Origin of the sequence: Thermus brevis (assembly GCF_026427635.1) — a bacterium.
In the GTDB taxonomy this organism is placed as follows: Bacteria; Deinococcota; Deinococci; order Deinococcales; family Thermaceae; genus Thermus; species Thermus antranikianii.
Genome location: NZ_CP102606.1, coordinates 2,185,121 through 2,201,910, shown reverse-complemented (window position 1 = coordinate 2,201,910; position 16,790 = coordinate 2,185,121). Strand labels below are relative to the sequence as shown.

Sequence of the window (16,790 nt, the reverse complement as noted above, 5' to 3'; positions counted from 1 at the left end):
TTATTTTGGCTTAGGGAAGGGCCTTTAGCCAAGACTCCAGGACCCCGAAGCCGTACCGGAAGAAGGCCTCGGAGGCCAGGTCCACCCCGGCTTGGGCCAGGATCTCCTTGGGGCTTTGGCTTTCCCCCGCCTCGAGGATTCCCAGGTACTTGGGCACGAAGGCCTTCCCCTCCTCCTGGTACTTGCCGTAGAGGGCCAGCACCACCAGATACCCAAGGGCGTAGCTGTAGGTGTAGAAGCGGAAGTGGACGAAGTGGGGAATGCCGGCCCAGGCCGCTTGGTCCAGCTCCGTCCACTCCACGGCATCCCCGTAAAGCCTTTCTTGCTCCTCCTGCCAGATCCCGTGGAAGGCCTCAGGGGAAAGGGCGGCTTCCCGGCGGGCCTCGAGGCTCCTTCGCTCAAAGAAGGTGTACATGACCTGGCGGAAGAGGGTGCCGATGGCATCCTCCACCCTCTCGGCCAAAAGCAGGGTGCGTTCCTCCGGGGAAAGCCTTTCCAAGAGGAGGTCGTCCAGGAGGATCTCCGCAAAGACGCTGGCGGTTTCCGCCAGGGGGGTGGAGGCCCCGAAGTTCAGGAGACGTTGCTTCCTGGCCAGGTAGAAGTGCACCCCGTGCCCAAGCTCGTGGGCCAGGGTGTGGGCGGCGTCCAGGTCGTCGGTGTGGTTGAGGAGGACGTAGGGGTGGGTGGAGGGAAGCCCGCCCGAGCAGAAGGCCCCACCCCGCTTGCCCGGCCTGGGGTAGGCATCGATCCAGCGCTTTTCGAAGAACTCCCGGGCGATCCTTCCCAGCTCGGGGGAGAAGCGGTGGAAGGCGGTGAGGACCAGGTCCTGGGCCTCCTCAAAGGGCACCTTGGGTTTTTCCCTGGCCAAGGGGGCCAGGAGATCCGGGCTTGGGGTTTTCTCCAGGCCCAGCCGCCTTGCCTTCCAGCGGTAGTAGGCCTCCACCAGGGGGTAGTGGGCCCGGGTGGCCTCGAGGAGGGCCTCGATGTCCTTTACCTCCACCTCGTCCCTGAGGGCCACGGGCTCCAGGGGATGGCGGTAACCCCGTAGGCGAAGATCCTGGAGGTAGTCCAGGAACACCGCATTGAACACCGCGCTTAGGGTGGGGGCTTCGGCCATAAGCTTCCCGTATAGCTCCCGGTGGGCTTCCCGCCGCACCTTGGGGTCGGGGTCCCGCCTTAGGGCCCGCACCTCCATCTCGGTAAGCTCCCTTTCCCCCACCCGGAAGCGGAAGCGGCCGGTGTATTCCGTGTAAAACTGGCTCCAGGCGCTTCTTCCCACCAGGCCCTTGAGGTTTAAAAGCTCCTCCTCCCGCTCGGAAAGGGTGTGGGGGGCGAAGGCCCTCTGCCTTTGCAGGAAGTGGCGGAGATCGGCAAGGCCGGGGTGCTCCAAGAGGGCCTGGAAGGCCTCCTCGGGAAGCTTGCGCAGGGCCACCTCGAGGGGCACCAGGCGGTTTCGCACCTCGGTGTAGCGGTTCCTTACCCGGTCCAGAAGGGCCTTGGCCACAGGGTCCTGGGTGCGGGTGGCGAAGTAAAGGGAAGCGTAGTTCAAGGGCTTATAGGCTTTCTCCAGGGCTTCCTCGTAGCGCCGGAAAAGGCCTTCCGCCTGGCTGGGATGGAGGAGGTCCTTGGGGTCCAGGCTGCTGGCGAGGTTCAGAGCCTCGGCCAAGTCCCTTTCGAGGTTTGGGTCCTCAGGGCTAAGGTACAGGTCGGAAAGGTCCCACTCCATGCCGTCCACTATATCGCCCCCATCCGTTTAAGGAATCTGTAAGGCCGCATCCATAGGGTGGGAAGTAGGAAGAGGGGGTGGCAGGTTGTCGGGCATGTCCCGCGCAGCGGCGGATTGTGGGCCCAAGGATAGGCGGTGGCAGAGGGCTTTGGGGGATCTTCCCCTGTTGGGGTGGGTGCCTGATGAGAAGGAAGAAGGAGGTGAGGGAAACGAGCCGTCTAGTCCTCCCGGAGCCCAGGAGGAAGGTGAGCTCCTCGAGCCCTCTTCCCAGGAGGAGAAGGCGGGATGAGAGACAGGGTTTTTGGAGGCCGGAAGGGAGTTCTCGGGCTTGGCATGTTTCTGGAAAAGCTCTTCCAGCTGGCTTGTTCGCGGGGTCCTTGTACCTGCCCCAGCCGGCAGGGAAGTTGCCTCAGAGGATCGGGAGGAAGGTTATGAAGAGGCGGCTAGGAGGCGGCTGGCTTGGCGTTTGGGGGCTCTTCCTCCTTTTAGCCCTGGCGCAGCAGGTGCGCTACCCTCCCAGCTTCGGTCCTTACGAGGACCTTCGGCGCCAGGCCCATGCCCAGTGCCAGGGCTATCTGGTCCAAGGGGGTAAGGCCTATGTGTACTGCTTGCAGCAGGTGGCTGTAGCCACGTGTGGAGGGCCCTACGCCCCGCGGATGGACCCCATGACAGGCATGGCTTGCAGTTTTGCGGCTTCCGCCGGGTACCCAGCTCCGTCAAAGCCTGTCCTTACCAGGCCTTCCTACCGGGTGGAGGTGATGGGAGGGGTTGACCGGGAAAGGGATGTGCGCACGGGCCAGGTGATCCGGCAAACGCCTATCGCACCCCGTCTCCTTTCCACCTTGGAGCGGACGCAGCAAGGCGTTTACCGGGGGGTTACCTATAACCCCCAAGGCCAGGCCTTGCTGACCTACTGGGTGAATGCTTCTTGCGAGATCCTGGATCCAAATGGCCAGCCGGCCATGGATGGTGTGTGCCCCGTATTCCCGGATAAGCCCTATCTTCTCATGCTTCAGGAATCTCCCCTACCTGGAATGCCTCCAAGCGCTAAGTTTTATTTCCCAGGCCGGCTCCAGGATGATTTTGACGGGGATGGGGTAGTAGAAGTTGGGTATTTGGCCGAAGGGGGCTCGAGTGGGCGCACGTATACCTCGGGCTGGGCCGAGGCCCTTGGCTACGATCCCAGCACCCGGATGCTGAAATACCACTACCAGATGGCTGCCCGGGAGTCAGGAAGCGCCCATGCCACTTATTACCTGGAAAAACTGCTTCTTTTTCGGGTGAGGTGAGGCATGGAGGTCTTGGCCTACGCTCCCTGGCAAAAGCGGGCGGCTTTGGGTCGGCTTGCCTTAGGGCTTTTGAGCATGGGGTTCCTTCTCTGGCTGGGTATGGGCGCGGTGGAGGATGGGGAGGTTGGGTTGGGGCTGGGCTTGGGGTTGATCGCCTTCTTGGTGGGGCTTTTCCTTTACCCGTCCGCCGTGGGGCCTCTTCTGCGCTCGGGATTCCAGGTGGTTTTGGAGCCGGAGGGGATTCGGGTGGCCGGAAGGCTTTACCCGAAGGACCGCTTGGCGTGGGTGGAGGGGCCCTTTCCTGGGGGAGGCACCGAGGCCCAGTGGCAGAGGTTGATAGAAGTGGGTCGCTTGTCCGCAGGACCCCTTTTCCACCTGGTCATGGGGAGGGAAAGCGTGCCCCTTTGGCTGGACCTGCCGGGCTGGGACCGGATGCTAGCCCACATGGGTGTGGATTGGAAGGAGCAACCGGGCCTGGTGCGGTACCTCCACTCGGTGCGCGGTCTGGCCTGGTTGAACGGGCTTTTGTACCCTCCCGCGGAGGTACAGGAGGAGTGGGAAAGGGCTCGCAGGCGCTACCAAAGGCTTTTTGCCTGGCTGTGGATCGGGGTAGGGTTGGCGGGAGCGGCCCTTGGCCTCGAGGCCCAGCTTCCCGAAAACGCTAGCCTTGCCCTTCTCGGGGTGGGGGTGGCCCTCGGCGGCTATGCCTTCCTCGCTCTTTTCGGTGGCAAGTCTCCCCGGGACGGGTGGGCCGAGGCGTACAACCCCTTCAGGCAAAAGGAAGCCGGGGGAATAAGGGGGTAGGTATGGAAGCAGAGGGACAGGGCATGCAGGAAAAACCAAAGGTGAAGCTTCTTTGGCCGCGCAGGGGGCGGGATTGGCTCCTTCTTCTCTTCGCCGCCGTGGTGGTGCTTGGCATCGTGGGGAACCTTCTTCCCCAGGGGCCTGAGGAGGTGCAGGTGGGGCAGGTGCGCCTGCAGGTGCCCTCGAGGTGGGAAGCCAAGGAGGTGCAGGGCGGATGGGCTCTTCTAAGCCCCCTGGAGGGTCCTAAGGATGCCTTCCGGGAAAACCTGACCCTCCTGGTGGAACCCCTTCCCCAGCCCATGAACTCCCTTCAGTACGCCCAGGTGGTGGCCTGGCGGAACGCCCAGGGGGTGGAGGGGTTTGTCCCGGGGCCGGTCCAGGTGGTCCCCTTGGCGGGCGTGGAGGCTGTGGCCTTTGCCGGGCAGGGGCGGTACGGGGGACGGAGCTTGGAGTTTTGGGTCTGGGCCTTTGTCCTGGGCCAGGAGGGGTACCAGCTTACCCTCACCGGGGAGGTGGGCAAGCTAACCCAGATCCGGCCCCAGGTGGCAGCGGTCTTGGCCTCCATGCGGGTGGGGGGAAGCAGCCCGGTGGCCCAGCCCGGGCCGGGCTTGGGCCCGGGGGCTGGAGGGGATGGGGCTTCTGGGCCTGCCTCCCCGTCCGTGCCCTGGGGGCCCTCTATGGGTGGGGGGCCCTATTCCCCTGGGTTTTCGGGTGGGGGGGATTTCTCAGGGTCCCCTTATGGCTACGGAGCCGGGGATATCCCTGGGGGAGAACTGCCCATGGACCTCCCAGGTGGGGGCTTGGATTCCTCAGGGTTGGACGAGAGCCTGCAAGAGCATCGGGACTTCAACACCTGGATGGCCGAGGAGTGGAGCCAGCTTCTTTCCAGGGAAACCCCAGAGCCCACCCACCAGGACGAGGAGGGGAACCTTTATTGGGAGGGTCCCTCGGGCCTGCTCCACGAGTGGGGGGATTACAGCGGGGAGTAGGGAGGTGCCGTGGAAACCCTAAGCTACCGGCCATGGCAACGATGGGCGGCGTGGAAGCGCCTTCTTGCCCTCTCGCTCCCCACGGGCTTCTTTCTAGCCTTAAGCGGGGAAGGGGGCCTTCCCTTCCTCTTGATGGCCATTCCGCCAGCCTTCTATCTTTTCTCCACGGCCCTCGCCCCCGTTTTGCGCTCCTCCTTTACGGTGGCTTTGGAGCCGGAGGGGATCAGGGTGGGGAGCCGGTTATACCCCAAGGAGAGGTTTTCCGGGGTGGAGGGGCCCCTGGGTCTTTGGACCCGGTGGGAGGTGCGGCCGGGGAGGTTGAATCCCTACCGCCTTCGCCTGGGCTGGCGTTTGGGCACCAGCCCGCTTTTCCAGCTGGTTTTCGGGGAGGAAAAGGTACCCCTCTGGCTGGACCTGCCCGGTTGGGATCTGCTTCTGCTCCACCTGGGCCTTGACTGGAAGGAGCATCCGGGGTTACGGGAATACCTGGGCTCAGCCCGGGGGCTGGCCTGGCTCAATGGCCTTCTCCATCCCCCCGCAGAGTTGGAAGGAGCATGGGAGGAAGCCAGGAAGCGCTACCGCCAGGTTTCCGCCTGGGCATGGGCGGGCATAGGCTGTATTGGCCTTGGCTTCCTGGGGCCTCAGGCGGCGGGGTCTTCCAGTCCCCTAGCCTTGCTCTTCCTGGCTTTGCCCTTTTTGGGGATGCTCCTTTTGGTTTACCCGCTTATCACCGCCTTCAACATCGGTCGGGGTAGGCCTGGATGGGCGGTGGCGTATAGCCCCTTTGGCCCCCTCGAGGAGCGGGTTCACGGATAGGGGGCGGCTTTTGCGTAATGGGGGTGCCCTTTTGCCCGGGTTCCTGGAGTGGCTGCGTGTAGCCCCTGGGGTATCCTTAGGGGCGTGGCCGCGTTGGTGGTCTACAAGGGAAGGCCTGCTTTGGCGGTGGAAAAGGGGGACCGTCTGGAGCTCACCCTGCCCGATGGGGCTCGGGTCAAGGTGCGTCCCAAGGATGTCCACTGGCTTCATCCCGGGCCCGCTTCCCTGGAGTTGAACCCGCCAGAGGGCGAGGAGGAGGCTGCTTGGGAGCTTCTTCAGGGCCAGGTGGTGGATCTCAAGGACTTGGCCGAGCTGGTCTACGGGGCGTACACGCCCGAGACCGCTTTCGGGGCTTATCTTCTGGCGCAAAGGGGGGAGCGCTTCCTCCTGGAGGGGGAAAGGGTCCGGGCCCGCACCCGGGAGGAAGTGGAGGCCCTCCTCGAGGCCAGGAGAAAGCGGGAGGAACAGGAGCGGCGCTTCCAGGAGGGGGTAAGGCGGCTTAGGGAAGGGGTGCCCGCCCCCGAGGACCGTCCCTTAATCCAGGAGGTGGAGGCCATGGCCCTGGGGGAAAGAAGGGAAAGCCGGGTGCTCAGAGCCCTGGGCCTTCCCGAAACTCCTGAGGCCGCCCACGGCCTTCTCCTAAGCCTCGGGGTGTGGCAGCGGCAAAATCCCCATCCCAGGCGGCTTGGGCTTATCCTCGTTCCTCCTGAGCTTCCCCTACCTGCCCTTCCCCAGGAAAAGCGGGTGGACCTGACCCACCTCCCCGCCTACGCCATCGACGACGAGGAAAGCCAGGACCCGGACGACGCCGTCTATGCCGAAAGGGTACCCAAGGGTTTCCAGCTTTGGGTGCATGTGGCGGATGTGGCGGCCTTGGTGGAGCCTTTTAGCCCCCTGGACCAGGAGGCCATGCGCCGGGGGGCCAACCTGTACCTGCCCGAGGGGACGGTACCCATGCTGCCCCAGGAGGCCACCTGGGTTCTGGGCTTGGGCCTGAAGGAGGTGTCCCCGGCCCTGACCTTTCGCCTCAAGGTTTCCGGGGAAGGGGAGATCCTGGAGGAGGAGGTTTTCCCAAGCTGGGTAAGGGTGAGAAGGCTCAGCTACCAGGAGGCCCTGGGGGTGGAGGAGCTTGCCCCTATGCGGGACCTGGCCTTGGCCTTCCGGCGGAAGCGCCTGGCCCAAGGGGGGCTGGACCTCCGCCTACCCGAGGTGAAGGTGCGCTTGGAGGGCCAGGAGGTAAGGATCCGTCCCCTCGAGGCCTACGAAAGCCGCATCTGGGTCCAGGAGGCCATGCATCTCGCGGGTTATGCCGCCGCCCACCTGGCCCTCAGGGAGAGACTGCCCTTCCCCTTCGCCACCCAGGAGGCTCCCGCCAGGCGGGTGGAAGGGGAGGGGCTTAGCGCCATGTGGGAGCAACGTAAGGCCCTGAAGAGGGCCCAGCTCAAGGCCGTGCCCGCACCCCACAGGGGCCTGGGCCTTCCCCTCTATGCCCAGGTGACGAGCCCTTTAAGGCGCTACCTGGACCTGGTGGCCCACCAGCAGCTAAAGGCTTGGTTGAAAGGGGAGAAGCCCCTTTCCCAGGAGGAGCTCTTGCAACGGGTGGGGGCGGCGGAGGCCATGGCCGACCTGGTGCGGGAGGCGGAGAGGAAGAGCAAGCTCCACTGGATCCTGGTCTACCTGATGGAGAAGGGGTACGAGGGAAGGGGAATCCTGGTGGAGAAAAGGGGAGGGCAGGGGATTTTCCTCCTGCCGGAGCTGGGCCTGACTGCCCAGGTGGCCCTCAGCAAACCCCTGCCCCTGGACACCGAGGTCCGCCTCCGCTTTCTGGAGGCGGACCTCCCTCGCCTCGAGGCCCGCTTCACCCTTCTCTAGCCTGCGAACCTTCCTGGACGAGGCCCGTGGGCGAGTGGTATCACATGTGCTCGATCAAGGCCCGGCCGAACTCGCTGGTCCTAAGGAGGGTGGCGGGCTTACCCTCTGCCTGGAGGAGGCGGTGGAAGTCGTAGGTAACAAGCCCCTTGGCAATGGTGCGCTCCATGGCCTGGATGATGAGGTCTGCTGCCTCGTTCCAGCCCATGTAGCGGAGCATCATCTCCCCCGAGAGGATGACGCTGGAGGGGTTCACCTTGTCCTGGCCCGCATACTTGGGCGCGGTTCCGTGGGTGGCCTCAAAGACCGCATGCCCCGTTTGGTAGTTGATGTTGGCCCCTGGGGCGATGCCGATACCACCCACCTGGGCGGCCAGGGCATCGGAGATGTAGTCCCCGTTGAGGTTCAAGGTGGCGATCACCGAGTACTCGTCGGGGCGAAGGAGGATCTGCTGCAGGAAGTTGTCGGCGATCATGTCCTTGATGACGATCTCCCGGCCGGTCCGGGGGTTTTTCAGCACATGCCAGGGGCCGCCATCCAGGGGCGTGGCCCCGTACTTCTCCCGGGCCAGGGCGTAGCCCCATTCCCGGAAGGCCCCTTCCGTGAACTTCATGATGTTGCCCTTGTGCACCAGGGTGACGCTGGGCAGGTCCTCCTTGATGGCGTAGGCGATGGCGGCGTCCACCAGGCGCTCCGTGCCCTCCTTGGAGACGGGCTTGATCCCGATCCCCGAGGTCTCCGGGAAGCGGATTTTGGCGTAGGCCTTGGGGAACTCCCGCTTGAGGAAGTCCAGGACCTTTTGCACCTCCTCGCTGCCTGCAGGCCACTCAATCCCGGCATAGATGTCCTCGGTGTTCTCCCGGAAGATGACCATGTTGACCAGCTCGGGGTGCTTCACCGGGCTGGGTACCCCTTTGAACCAGCGCACGGGGCGCACGCAGGCGTAAAGGTCCAGCTCCTGCCTTAGGGCCACGTTGATGGAGCGGATGCCCCCGCCCACCGGGGTGGTCAGGGGCCCTTTGATGGCCACCAGGTACTCGCGGATGAAGTCCAGGGTTTCCTCGGGTAGCCATACAGGCTCCCCATAAACCTGGTTGGCCTTTTCCCCGGCGTAGATCTCCGCCCAGGCGATTTTGCGCTTTCCCCCGTAGGCCTTTTCTACGGCGGCATCTAAGACGGGCCTGGCGGCTCTCCAGATGTCCGGCCCCGTCCCATCCCCTTCGATGAAGCCGATGATGGGCTGGTCCGGCACCTGGAGAACCCCGTTTTGGATGGTGATCCTTTCGCCGCCCTCTGGGATTTGGATGTGCTTGTAGGCCATACCTGACCTCCGGGCCATAGCATACCCCTTTCCCGAGGGAAAAGTGTCCTAGACTGGGGCCATGCCCGAGGTCCTGGTGGTGGGGGCGGGAATCGTGGGGGCGGCCTGTGCCTACCGCCTGGCGGAGGCGGGCCTTGAGGTCCTGGTTCTGGAAAGGGAGGCCACCTTTGCCCAGGGCTCCACGGGAAAGAGCGCCGCCGGGGTGCGGGTGCAGTTCTCCGAGCCCTTAAACATCCTTCTTTCCTACCACTCCATCCTGGAGTACCAAAGGATTCCGGAGGCCAGCTACCGGCCCATCGGCTACCTCTTCCTGGTGCCGGAGGCCCTGAAGGAAGCCCAGGAGGAGGCCTTGGCTACCCAGCGGGCTTTGGGGGTGCCGGTGGAGAAGCTTTCCCTAAAGGAGGCCCAATCCCACGTGCCCTTCCGGGAGGAGGGCTTGGCCTACGCCACCTTCGGTCCCATGGATGGGGTCATAGACCCCCATGGGGTTACCGCCCACTACCTCAGGGAGGCCAGGCGGCTTGGGGCCAGGGTGCGCTTTTCCGAGCCCCTCGTGGCCGCCTGGAGAAAGAAGGGGGTATGGCGGGTGGAAACCCCCTTGGCGGCGTACGAGGCTCCCTTTCTCCTCCTTTGCACCGGGGCCTGGACGGGGGAGGTGGGGAAAAGGCTTGGCCTGGAGATTCCCATCCAGCCCGTGCGCCGCATGGTCTTCGCCACGGCCCCCGCTCCCTTTCCCCATGCCTTTCCCCTCACCATAGACCTGGCCACGGGCTTCTACCTGCGCTCGGAGGGGGCGAGGGTGCTCATGGGCCGGTCCAACCCGGATGAGCCCCCGGGTTTTTCCGAGGGCATGGACTGGGGATGGCTGGCGCCGACCCTCGAGGCGGGCCTTTCCCGCTTTCCCTTCCTGGAAGGGCTTGCCCTGGACCGAAGGGCCAGCTGGTGGGGCTACTACGAGATGACCCCGGATGCCAACCCCATCCTGGGTTTTGTGGAGGAGGGGCTTCTGGTGGCGGCGGGTTTTTCCGGCCACGGGGTGCAACAGGCGGCCATGGTGGGGAGGCTCATGGCGGAGGAAGTGGTCCACGGGAAGGCGAGGAGCCTGGATATAACCCCGTTCCGCTTGGATCGCTTCCGGGAAGGGCGTTTCCTGAAGGAGAAGGGGATCGTGTAGGCTGGGGGTGTCCTGCAAGGTCGCCTACGGGCCCACCGGGACGGAAAAGGGGTTTTATGAGAATATTGCTGGCGGGATTGTTGTTTTGGGGATTGGCCTTGGGGCAGGCCGTGGTCAAGGGCTTGACCCCGGCCGAGGTGGAAGGGATTCTCAAGCAGGCGGGTCTTGCCTACGAGAAGACGGATGCCCAGGAGTTCCGTCTGGAGATGGCTGGCTTGACTAAGGTCTGGCTCTACCTGGATTTCTGCCAGGAGGGGCGGTGCGGGGTTCTGACCCTAAGCGCCGGATTCACCCTGGACGAGGTGCCGGACCTCGAGGCCGTGAACGCCTGGAACCGGGACCGCCGCTTTAGCCGGGCCTTTTTGGACGAGGAGGGAACCGTGTGGGTGGAATCGGACCTGGACCTCACGGGAGGGGTGAGCCTGGGGGCGGTAAGGGCCTTCTTGGACCTTTTCGCCGAAGAAATCCTCCCCGACTTCATGGATCACATCGGCTTTGAACCTTGACCGCTTGGGGGCCCTCCCCTAAGATGGGGATTGCCTGGTGCGCCCGTGGCGGCGTAGCTCAGGTGGTCAGAGCACACGACTCATAATCGTGGTGTCGTGGGTTCGAGTCCCACCGCCGCCACCAGCATCGGGATGCGAGGCTTAACCCCCCGGTAACGTGGCCGGGGGGTGTGGCCTTTTGGGGGGCTCGAGGCTGAGGAATCCAGGGACCGGGGTTGGCCTTGAGGGCCTCGAGGTTGCTACACTGGAAACCACGGGGCCCGGGATCCCCCCGGCCGCCCCAGGAGGTTTATGCGCGCCCACATCATTACCTTCGGATGCCAGATGAACGAGTACGACTCCCACCTGGTGGCCAGCGAGCTGGTGAGCCTGGGGTGGGAGCTGGTGGACTCGGTGGAGGAGGCGGACTTCGTCCTGGTGAACACCTGTGCGGTCCGCGGGAAGCCCGTGGAGAAGGTGCGCTCCCTTCTAGGCCAGCTTCGGAAGGAGAAGGATAGGCGAGGGCTCCTCATCGGGCTCATGGGCTGCCTGGCCCAGCTGGACGAGGGTCAGCAGATGGCCCGGAAGTTTGGGGTGGATGTTCTCCTGGGCCCCGGGGCCCTGACCTCCTTGCCCGAGGCCTTGAAGGGGAACCAGCGCTTCTGGGACCTCACCTTCAAGGACGATCTTTTGGACTACATCCCCCCGCCTCCCAGGGGAGCGCTTTCCGCCCACGTGACCATCATCCGGGGGTGCAACCACCACTGCACCTACTGCATCGTCCCCACCACCCGGGGCCCTGAGGTTTCCCGCCACCCGGACCTGATCCTGAAGGAGATCGAAACCCTGAAGAAGGCCGGGGTGGTGGAGGTGACCCTCCTCGGGCAGAACGTGAACTCCTACGGCAAGGACCAGCCGGGCTTCCCCTCCTTCGCCGAACTCCTGAGGATGGTGGGGCAGATGGGCATTCCCAGGGTGCGCTTCCTCACCAGCCACCCGGTGAACTTCACCGACGACATCATCGAGGCCATTGCCGAAACCCCTGCCATCACCCGTTACATCCACCTGCCCGTGCAGTCTGGCTCGGACCGGGTGCTTAGGCGCATGGCCCGGGAGTACCGGCGGGCGCAGTACCTGGAAAGAATCAGGAGGATCCGCGAGGTCCTGCCGGATGCCGTGCTTTCCACGGACATCATCGTGGGCTTCCCCGGGGAGACGGAGGAGGACTTCCAGGAAACCCTCTCCCTCTACGACGAGGTGGGCTACGACCAGGCCTACATGTTCATCTACTCTCCTCGGCCCGGTACCCCCGCCTACAAGCACTTCCAGGACCTGCCCCGCGAGGTGAAGGTGGAGAGGCTCCAGCGCCTCATTGAAAAGCAGAAGGAGTGGAGCTACCGCCGCAACCTGGAGTGGGTGGGGAAAACCGTGGAGGTTCTGGTGCGGGGAGCGGCCAAGGAGGAAGGGTACGTGCAGGGGCACGACCGCGGGAACCATCCGGTGCTGGTTCCCGCCCACCAGGCTCCCACCCCGGGGCTCTACCAGGTGGAGATCAAGCAGGCCACCCCGCACCTGCTCTTTGGGGAGGTGGTGGGGGCCAGGGAGCCTGCGCCCATCCCCTTGCCCGTGGCCTGAGGGGGCAGCATGCGAGAGCACTTCCTCCCCTTTAGCGGTGCCTTGGCCCTTTTCCTTCTTGTTTATGCGGCCTCCCGCTTCGCCCTTTGGGGGCTTGTCCTGGCAGCCTTTCTTGCCTATCTTCTGTATCTGGTCCTATTCCGCTGGCAGGGAAGGCTTTTGGCCAAGGGGCCTTCGCGGGCAGCCTTGGAGCGCCTGGCCATGAGGGAAGCCTGGCGGAAGGGGGGGTTCTTGAGCCCGAAGGACCTTGGAGCCTTCCTCCCCCAGGACGAAGCGGAACGCCTCCTGGAGGGCCTGGCGGCCAGGGGTTTGTGCCGGAGGGAGGGGGAGGGCTTTCGCTTCTGACCCCAGCAGGGGATGAGGAAGGTGGAGGAAGCCGAGGCGGTGGTCCTGGGAGCCGGGGTGGCGGGGCTTACCGCCGCCTGGCTTCTCAAGGAAAGAGGCCTTAGGGTGCGGGTGGTGGCCCAGGGCCTGGGGGAGGCAAGCCGGGTGCCCGTGGCCCTGGTGAACCCCTTGCGGGGGAAGCGCTTTACCCTGGCGAGAAAGGGAGAGGAGGCCCTCGAGGCGGCCCTTCGCTTTTACAGCCGCTTTGTGCCCCTGCACCTGGGCGTCTATCGCCCGGTGCCGAAAGGGGAGAGGGAGAAGGTGGCGGCCCGACTTGGGGGGCTAAAGCATTCCTGGGAAGGAGAGGGGGTCCTTTTGGAAGAGGCCTTTTGGCTGGAGCCCAGGCCCCTTTTGGAGAAGCTCTCGGAGGGGGTTGGCGTTCTCAGGTCCCGGGTTCTGGCCTGGGAGTCCCCCTACCTCTTCCTGGAAGGAGGAGGGCGGATAAGGGGGGAGGTGTTGGTCTACGCAGGGGGTGGGCAGGGAGCCCATCTTTTGGGCCTGGAGGGGCGGCACATCCCTGGACTGGTCCTCCTCCTGCTGGATTACTTCCCCCGGGCTATCAGCTACCGGGTCTACCTGGCAGGAAGCGCCCTAGGGGGAAGCTACCTCCCCCATCGTTCTGATCCCGAGGCTCCCCCTCCCACGGAAGGGGAGGTGGAATGGCTTCTAAGGGGCGCGGAAGACCTTCTGGGCTACCGCCCTTTGGTGGCCTCCGCATGGCGGGGAGTGCGCTTCCGGTTGGACCACTCTCTTCCGCCTGGTGGTGTGGACCTTCCCTACCTGTTTCCCGTGGAAGGTGGCTTTGCCCTGACGGGCTTTGGCTCCACGGGTTTTCTCTACGCCCCCTGGCTGGGGGAAAGGCTTCTTGAGGCCTTAGGATGGTAGGCGTGTACTCGGGGGCGGTGATCGCCGGGGGGCTTTCCCGCAGGTTCGGGGAGGACAAGGCCCTTTACCCCTATCGGGGAAAGCCCCTGATCCAGTGGGTTTTGGATAGCCTCCAGGAGGCGGGGGAGCGGTTCATCGTGGCCAGCCGGCCCTATCCTGGCTTTGGCGTGCCCGTGTATCCCGACCTGCTTCCGGGGGCGGATAGCCTTTCCGGCCTGCACTCCGCCCTCTTTCACGCCCGCTACCCCTGGGTGGCGGTGGCGGCCACGGACCTGCCCTTTCTGAGGCCGGAATACTGGGCCTTTCTCTATGAGCACGCCCTGGCCTCCCCTCACCCGGTGGTGGTGGCCTACAACCCGGAAGGCCACCTCGAGCCCCTCATGGCCTTCTACCACAAGGACTGCCTTCCCCAGGTGGAGCGGCAGATCCGGGAAGGGGATTTCCTCCTGAGGCGGGTGATGGAGGTGTTGGGGGCCACCTATATCCCAGCGGAGGAGGTGGTGGAGCGCTTCGGCGCCCAGGTCTTCCTGAACGCCAACCGCAAGGAGGAGCTTCCCTAGTCCCGCACCCGGATGCGGGCGGTGTGAACCCGGTTCCCATCCAGGTAGAGTTCCAGCTCGTAGGCTCCCGGGGTCTTAGGGGCCAGGAGGGTGCCTCGGTAGGTGAAGTCGTCCACCTTCTCCAAGGGGACGATCAGAGGGCCTAGCCGCACCTCCACCCGGCTTGCCCTTCGGAGGAGGCGGGCCTCGAGGCGCACTTCCTCCCCCGGGTCCAGGAGGGCGGGGCTGGCCTGAAGGGTGGCCAGGGGACCGGGCCGCACGGTGAGGAGGGCCGAGGTTTCGGTGCGCTCGCCCATGCCCTCGGCCACCACCTTGACCTCGTGGCTTCCCTGTCCTTCCACGGAAAGGTAGGCCCCGAAAAGCCCCTCCCCCATGGGTTGTAAGGGATAGGTCTGCCCCGCCAACTCCGCCCACACCCTTTCCGGCCTTCCCTGGACGTGGGCCCTTAGGGGAAGCTCGGCCCCTGGGGGCAGGACTGTGGGCAGGGGTTCTAGAACCAGGGCCAGGCTTTCCTCGGTGAGGGTGTGCACGATTTCCCGCACCACCGGTCTGGCGGCCAGGAGCACCTGGGGTAGGGGACCGGGCTCCAGGGCCAGGGATACGGGTTCCCCGGGCTCCTGCAGCTTGTCCAGGCTGGTGGGATCCAGGCTGAGGGTGTAGGTGCCTGGCAAAAGCCCTCCTATCACGAAGGCCCCGCGCCCATCGGCGGTGGCGGTGCGGGATTCCACACCCTGGAGGCGGATGCGGGCGTAGGGGAGGGGAGGTTCGCCTTCCTCCCTGATACCGTTCCGGTTAGTGTCCAAAAATACCTGGCCCATCAGGCCCACCACGGTTTCCACGGGTAGATCCAGGGGTAGGGTGAGGCCTCTTTCCACCTTGGCCTCCACCCTGCGGCGCAGGGCCAGGCTGGCCTCGAGGCCTCCTACCTCCAGGGGGTAGCTTCCGGGGTAAAGCTCCAGGCGGTAGTGGCCCCCTGCGTCGGCCACTGCCTCCAGGCCCCCCACCCGAACCTTTGCTCCGGGCAGGGGAGGTTCGTCGGGACCCTTTATCCCGTCCCTGTTTCGGTCGTGGAAGACTAGGCCCTCCACATACCCCGTGGCCCGGCCGCCAAAGGCCTGGACCACTTCCTCGGGGGTGTCAAACCCGCCCTTGATCTCCAGGGCCCCCAAGGCCGCCAGTTTCAAGGTTCCTTGGGCGTACCGGCCTTCCAAGCCCAGGCCCAAGGTCCCTTCCCGGTAGGCCAGGCCAAAACGCCCCTCCAGGCGCCTTTGTTCCACGTCGTACCCCAGGCCCAGGCTTCCCTCCCACGGAGGAAAAGTACCTTGGATGGAAGCTAGGAGGCGCCGGGTTTCGGCGGCAGTGTAGCCAAGCTGCAACGCATAGTCCCGCTCCCGGTAGCTGGCGTAAAGGCCCAGGTAGGGGCCCGTGGGGTTCCGCCCCAGGCTTCCGCCAAGTTCAAGCCCTCCTTCCCGGTAGCGGGCGGCCAGGCCAAGGACCAGGCCTCCCTGGGTTCCCACCGTGCCGCTTACGGAGAAGGGCTCCCTTAAGGGGCGGTAGGCCAGGGTGTAGAGGAGGCCATAGGTGGTGGCCAGGCGGAAGGTGAGGCTATGGGTGGTGGCCTCGTCCAGGCGCTCGGTGAGGGTGGCCGAACCCTGCCAGGTTCCTCCCTCGTAGGCCACCTCCCCCTTGAAGCCCAGGGGGTCCTGGCTCCGGCTGGCTCCGCCCAGGCGGAGCCTGAGGCCTTCCAGGTACTCAAGCCTCCCCGAAAGGCTCAGCTCCCGGTTTTCCAGCTTGCCCTCGAGGCCAGCTCCAGCCCGCACCGCCTCGGGGTCGGTCCGGCGGCTCACCGCCCCGTAGGGCACCAGGGTGAGCCCGCCTTCCTGGAAGGCGTAGCCCACGCTGAAGCGCTGGCCCAGGGTGCTCAGGTAGGTGGCGAGCCGCAGGGGACCCTCTTCGTAGGTTCCCCCCAGGCTCAGCCCGCCCCCAGCCCAGGCGGCATAGCCCCGGAAGGGCCCAAGTTCCCCTTCCAGCCGGTAGACCCCGGGGTAAGCGCGAAAACCCAGGGAGAAGTCTTCCCCGAAAAGGAAGGCTTCGCCGGCGAGCCCTTCGGTCTTAAGGCCCAGGCTGGAGCTTAAGCGCACGAAGTCGGAAAGCGCTCCTGCTAAGGAAAGGGTAAGGGCGTAGCCTGCACCTTCCTGGCTGTAGCGGGCGGTGAGGCCAAACCGGTAGAAGAGGGCTTGTCGGGAAAGCTTTTCCGCCCCGGCGAAGGGCTGGATAACGGTTTCAATCACCCCGTAGGCCCGCACCTTGGGGTCCAGGCTGGAGTAGGCGAGGATTGTGGCCGTGTCCCGGTTGCGACCCACGAGGCGTAGCTCCAGGCTCACCTCCTTGGCCTCCCCCGGGGCCAGTTCCAGAACCTCCTGGGAAAGCCGGTAGGGAAGAAGGCTTCGCACCTCGAGGCGCACCCGGTCCACGGCGTTGCCCGTGTTGCGTACGCTCAAGGTGTAGCTCAGGCTTTCCCCTTCCACGCCCTCGCCGCCAGGGGGAACCCTCAGCTCCACTCCTGCCCGTACCAGGATGCGCACCTGCACCGTGCGGGTCTCCCGGCTATCCTTGAGCACCAAAGGGTGTTCCCCCGCCAGGGCCTCCGGTCCCACCAGGAAGTTCAGTACCCCTTCCCCTACGACCTCTTGCGAGAGGGGGACGAGTCCTTTGGGCACTTCCACCGCCACCACTTCCCCTTCCCCCCGCACGGGCACGCTTAGGAAGCCTCCTTGCTGGGCTTCCAGGACCTCAGGGGCCTCGAGGGCCACCCCAAAGCCCAAAAGGAGGAGAAGGGCCAGGGCCCGCATG

General features: G+C 65.1%; 14 protein-coding genes and 1 tRNA gene. 12 read left to right on the top strand and 3 right to left on the bottom strand.

The window, feature by feature from the left end; all coding sequences use genetic code 11:
• Nucleotides 1-10: 10 nt before the first annotated feature.
• A complete protein-coding gene (locus tag KQ693_RS11850) occupies nt 11-1,726 on the bottom strand; it encodes a M3 family oligoendopeptidase (RefSeq protein WP_267261414.1) in 1,716 nt (571 codons plus the stop codon).
• A 431-nt stretch (nt 1,727-2,157) separates the two neighbouring features.
• Here KQ693_RS11850 and KQ693_RS11845 point away from each other — a divergent pair, with 431 nt between their 5' ends.
• From KQ693_RS11845 to KQ693_RS11825, 5 genes are all read left to right on the top strand, one after another.
• Nucleotides 2,158-3,015, top strand: a complete 858-nt coding sequence (locus KQ693_RS11845) for a hypothetical protein (RefSeq protein WP_267261413.1) — start codon at nt 2,158-2,160, stop codon at nt 3,013-3,015.
• A 3-nt stretch (nt 3,016-3,018) separates the two neighbouring features.
• A complete protein-coding gene (locus KQ693_RS11840; RefSeq protein ID WP_267261412.1) occupies nt 3,019-3,819 on the top strand; it encodes a hypothetical protein in 801 nt (266 codons plus the stop codon).
• A gap of 23 nt (nt 3,820-3,842) precedes the next feature.
• Entirely contained in the window at nt 3,843-4,808 is a 966-nt protein-coding gene (locus KQ693_RS11835) for a hypothetical protein (protein WP_267261411.1), read from the top strand.
• A gap of 9 nt (nt 4,809-4,817) precedes the next feature.
• Complete coding sequence (locus KQ693_RS11830) at nt 4,818-5,624, top strand: hypothetical protein (protein ID WP_267261410.1); 807 nt, start codon at nt 4,818-4,820, stop codon at nt 5,622-5,624.
• Nucleotides 5,625-5,708: 84 nt separating this feature from the next.
• Nucleotides 5,709-7,496, top strand: coding sequence for an RNB domain-containing ribonuclease (locus KQ693_RS11825; protein ID WP_267261409.1), 1,788 nt, complete (start codon nt 5,709-5,711; stop codon nt 7,494-7,496).
• A 40-nt stretch (nt 7,497-7,536) separates the two neighbouring features.
• Here the strand turns inward: KQ693_RS11825 and icd are convergent, their stop codons facing one another.
• Nucleotides 7,537-8,814: an NADP-dependent isocitrate dehydrogenase gene (icd, locus tag KQ693_RS11820; RefSeq protein ID WP_267261408.1), complete on the bottom strand. Its 1,278-nt coding sequence runs from the start codon at nt 8,812-8,814 to the stop codon at nt 7,537-7,539.
• A 61-nt stretch (nt 8,815-8,875) separates the two neighbouring features.
• Between icd and KQ693_RS11815 the strand changes: the two genes are divergently transcribed.
• From KQ693_RS11815 to KQ693_RS11785, 7 genes are all read left to right on the top strand, one after another.
• The gene (locus KQ693_RS11815) at nt 8,876-9,988 is read left to right on the top strand and encodes an NAD(P)/FAD-dependent oxidoreductase (RefSeq protein WP_267261407.1); all 1,113 of its coding nucleotides are present in this window, start codon (nt 8,876-8,878) and stop codon (nt 9,986-9,988) included.
• A gap of 56 nt (nt 9,989-10,044) precedes the next feature.
• Entirely contained in the window at nt 10,045-10,494 is a 450-nt protein-coding gene (locus KQ693_RS11810) for a YbjN domain-containing protein (RefSeq protein ID WP_054392036.1), read from the top strand.
• Nucleotides 10,495-10,541: 47 nt separating this feature from the next.
• Nucleotides 10,542-10,618 (top strand) — tRNA-Met (locus KQ693_RS11805).
• A gap of 167 nt (nt 10,619-10,785) precedes the next feature.
• A complete protein-coding gene (gene miaB / locus KQ693_RS11800) occupies nt 10,786-12,108 on the top strand; it encodes a tRNA (N6-isopentenyl adenosine(37)-C2)-methylthiotransferase MiaB (RefSeq protein WP_267261406.1) in 1,323 nt (440 codons plus the stop codon).
• Between the two features lie 9 nt (nt 12,109-12,117).
• A complete protein-coding gene (locus tag KQ693_RS11795; protein WP_267261405.1) occupies nt 12,118-12,453 on the top strand; it encodes a hypothetical protein in 336 nt (111 codons plus the stop codon).
• A 12-nt stretch (nt 12,454-12,465) separates the two neighbouring features.
• The gene (locus KQ693_RS11790; RefSeq protein WP_267261404.1) at nt 12,466-13,377 is read left to right on the top strand and encodes an NAD(P)/FAD-dependent oxidoreductase; all 912 of its coding nucleotides are present in this window, start codon (nt 12,466-12,468) and stop codon (nt 13,375-13,377) included.
• A 2-nt stretch (nt 13,378-13,379) separates the two neighbouring features.
• Nucleotides 13,380-13,937, top strand: coding sequence for a molybdenum cofactor guanylyltransferase (locus tag KQ693_RS11785; protein ID WP_105316545.1), 558 nt, complete (start codon nt 13,380-13,382; stop codon nt 13,935-13,937).
• On the opposite strand, the gene KQ693_RS11780 is transcribed toward KQ693_RS11785, so the two are convergent.
• Nucleotides 13,934-16,789 carry a hypothetical protein gene (locus KQ693_RS11780; RefSeq protein WP_267261403.1) on the bottom strand — a complete coding sequence of 952 codons (2,856 nt, stop codon included), beginning with the start codon at nt 16,787-16,789 and terminating at the stop codon, nt 13,934-13,936. The genes KQ693_RS11785 and KQ693_RS11780 overlap by 4 nt on opposite strands.
• Between the last annotated feature and the right edge of the window lies 1 nt (nt 16,790).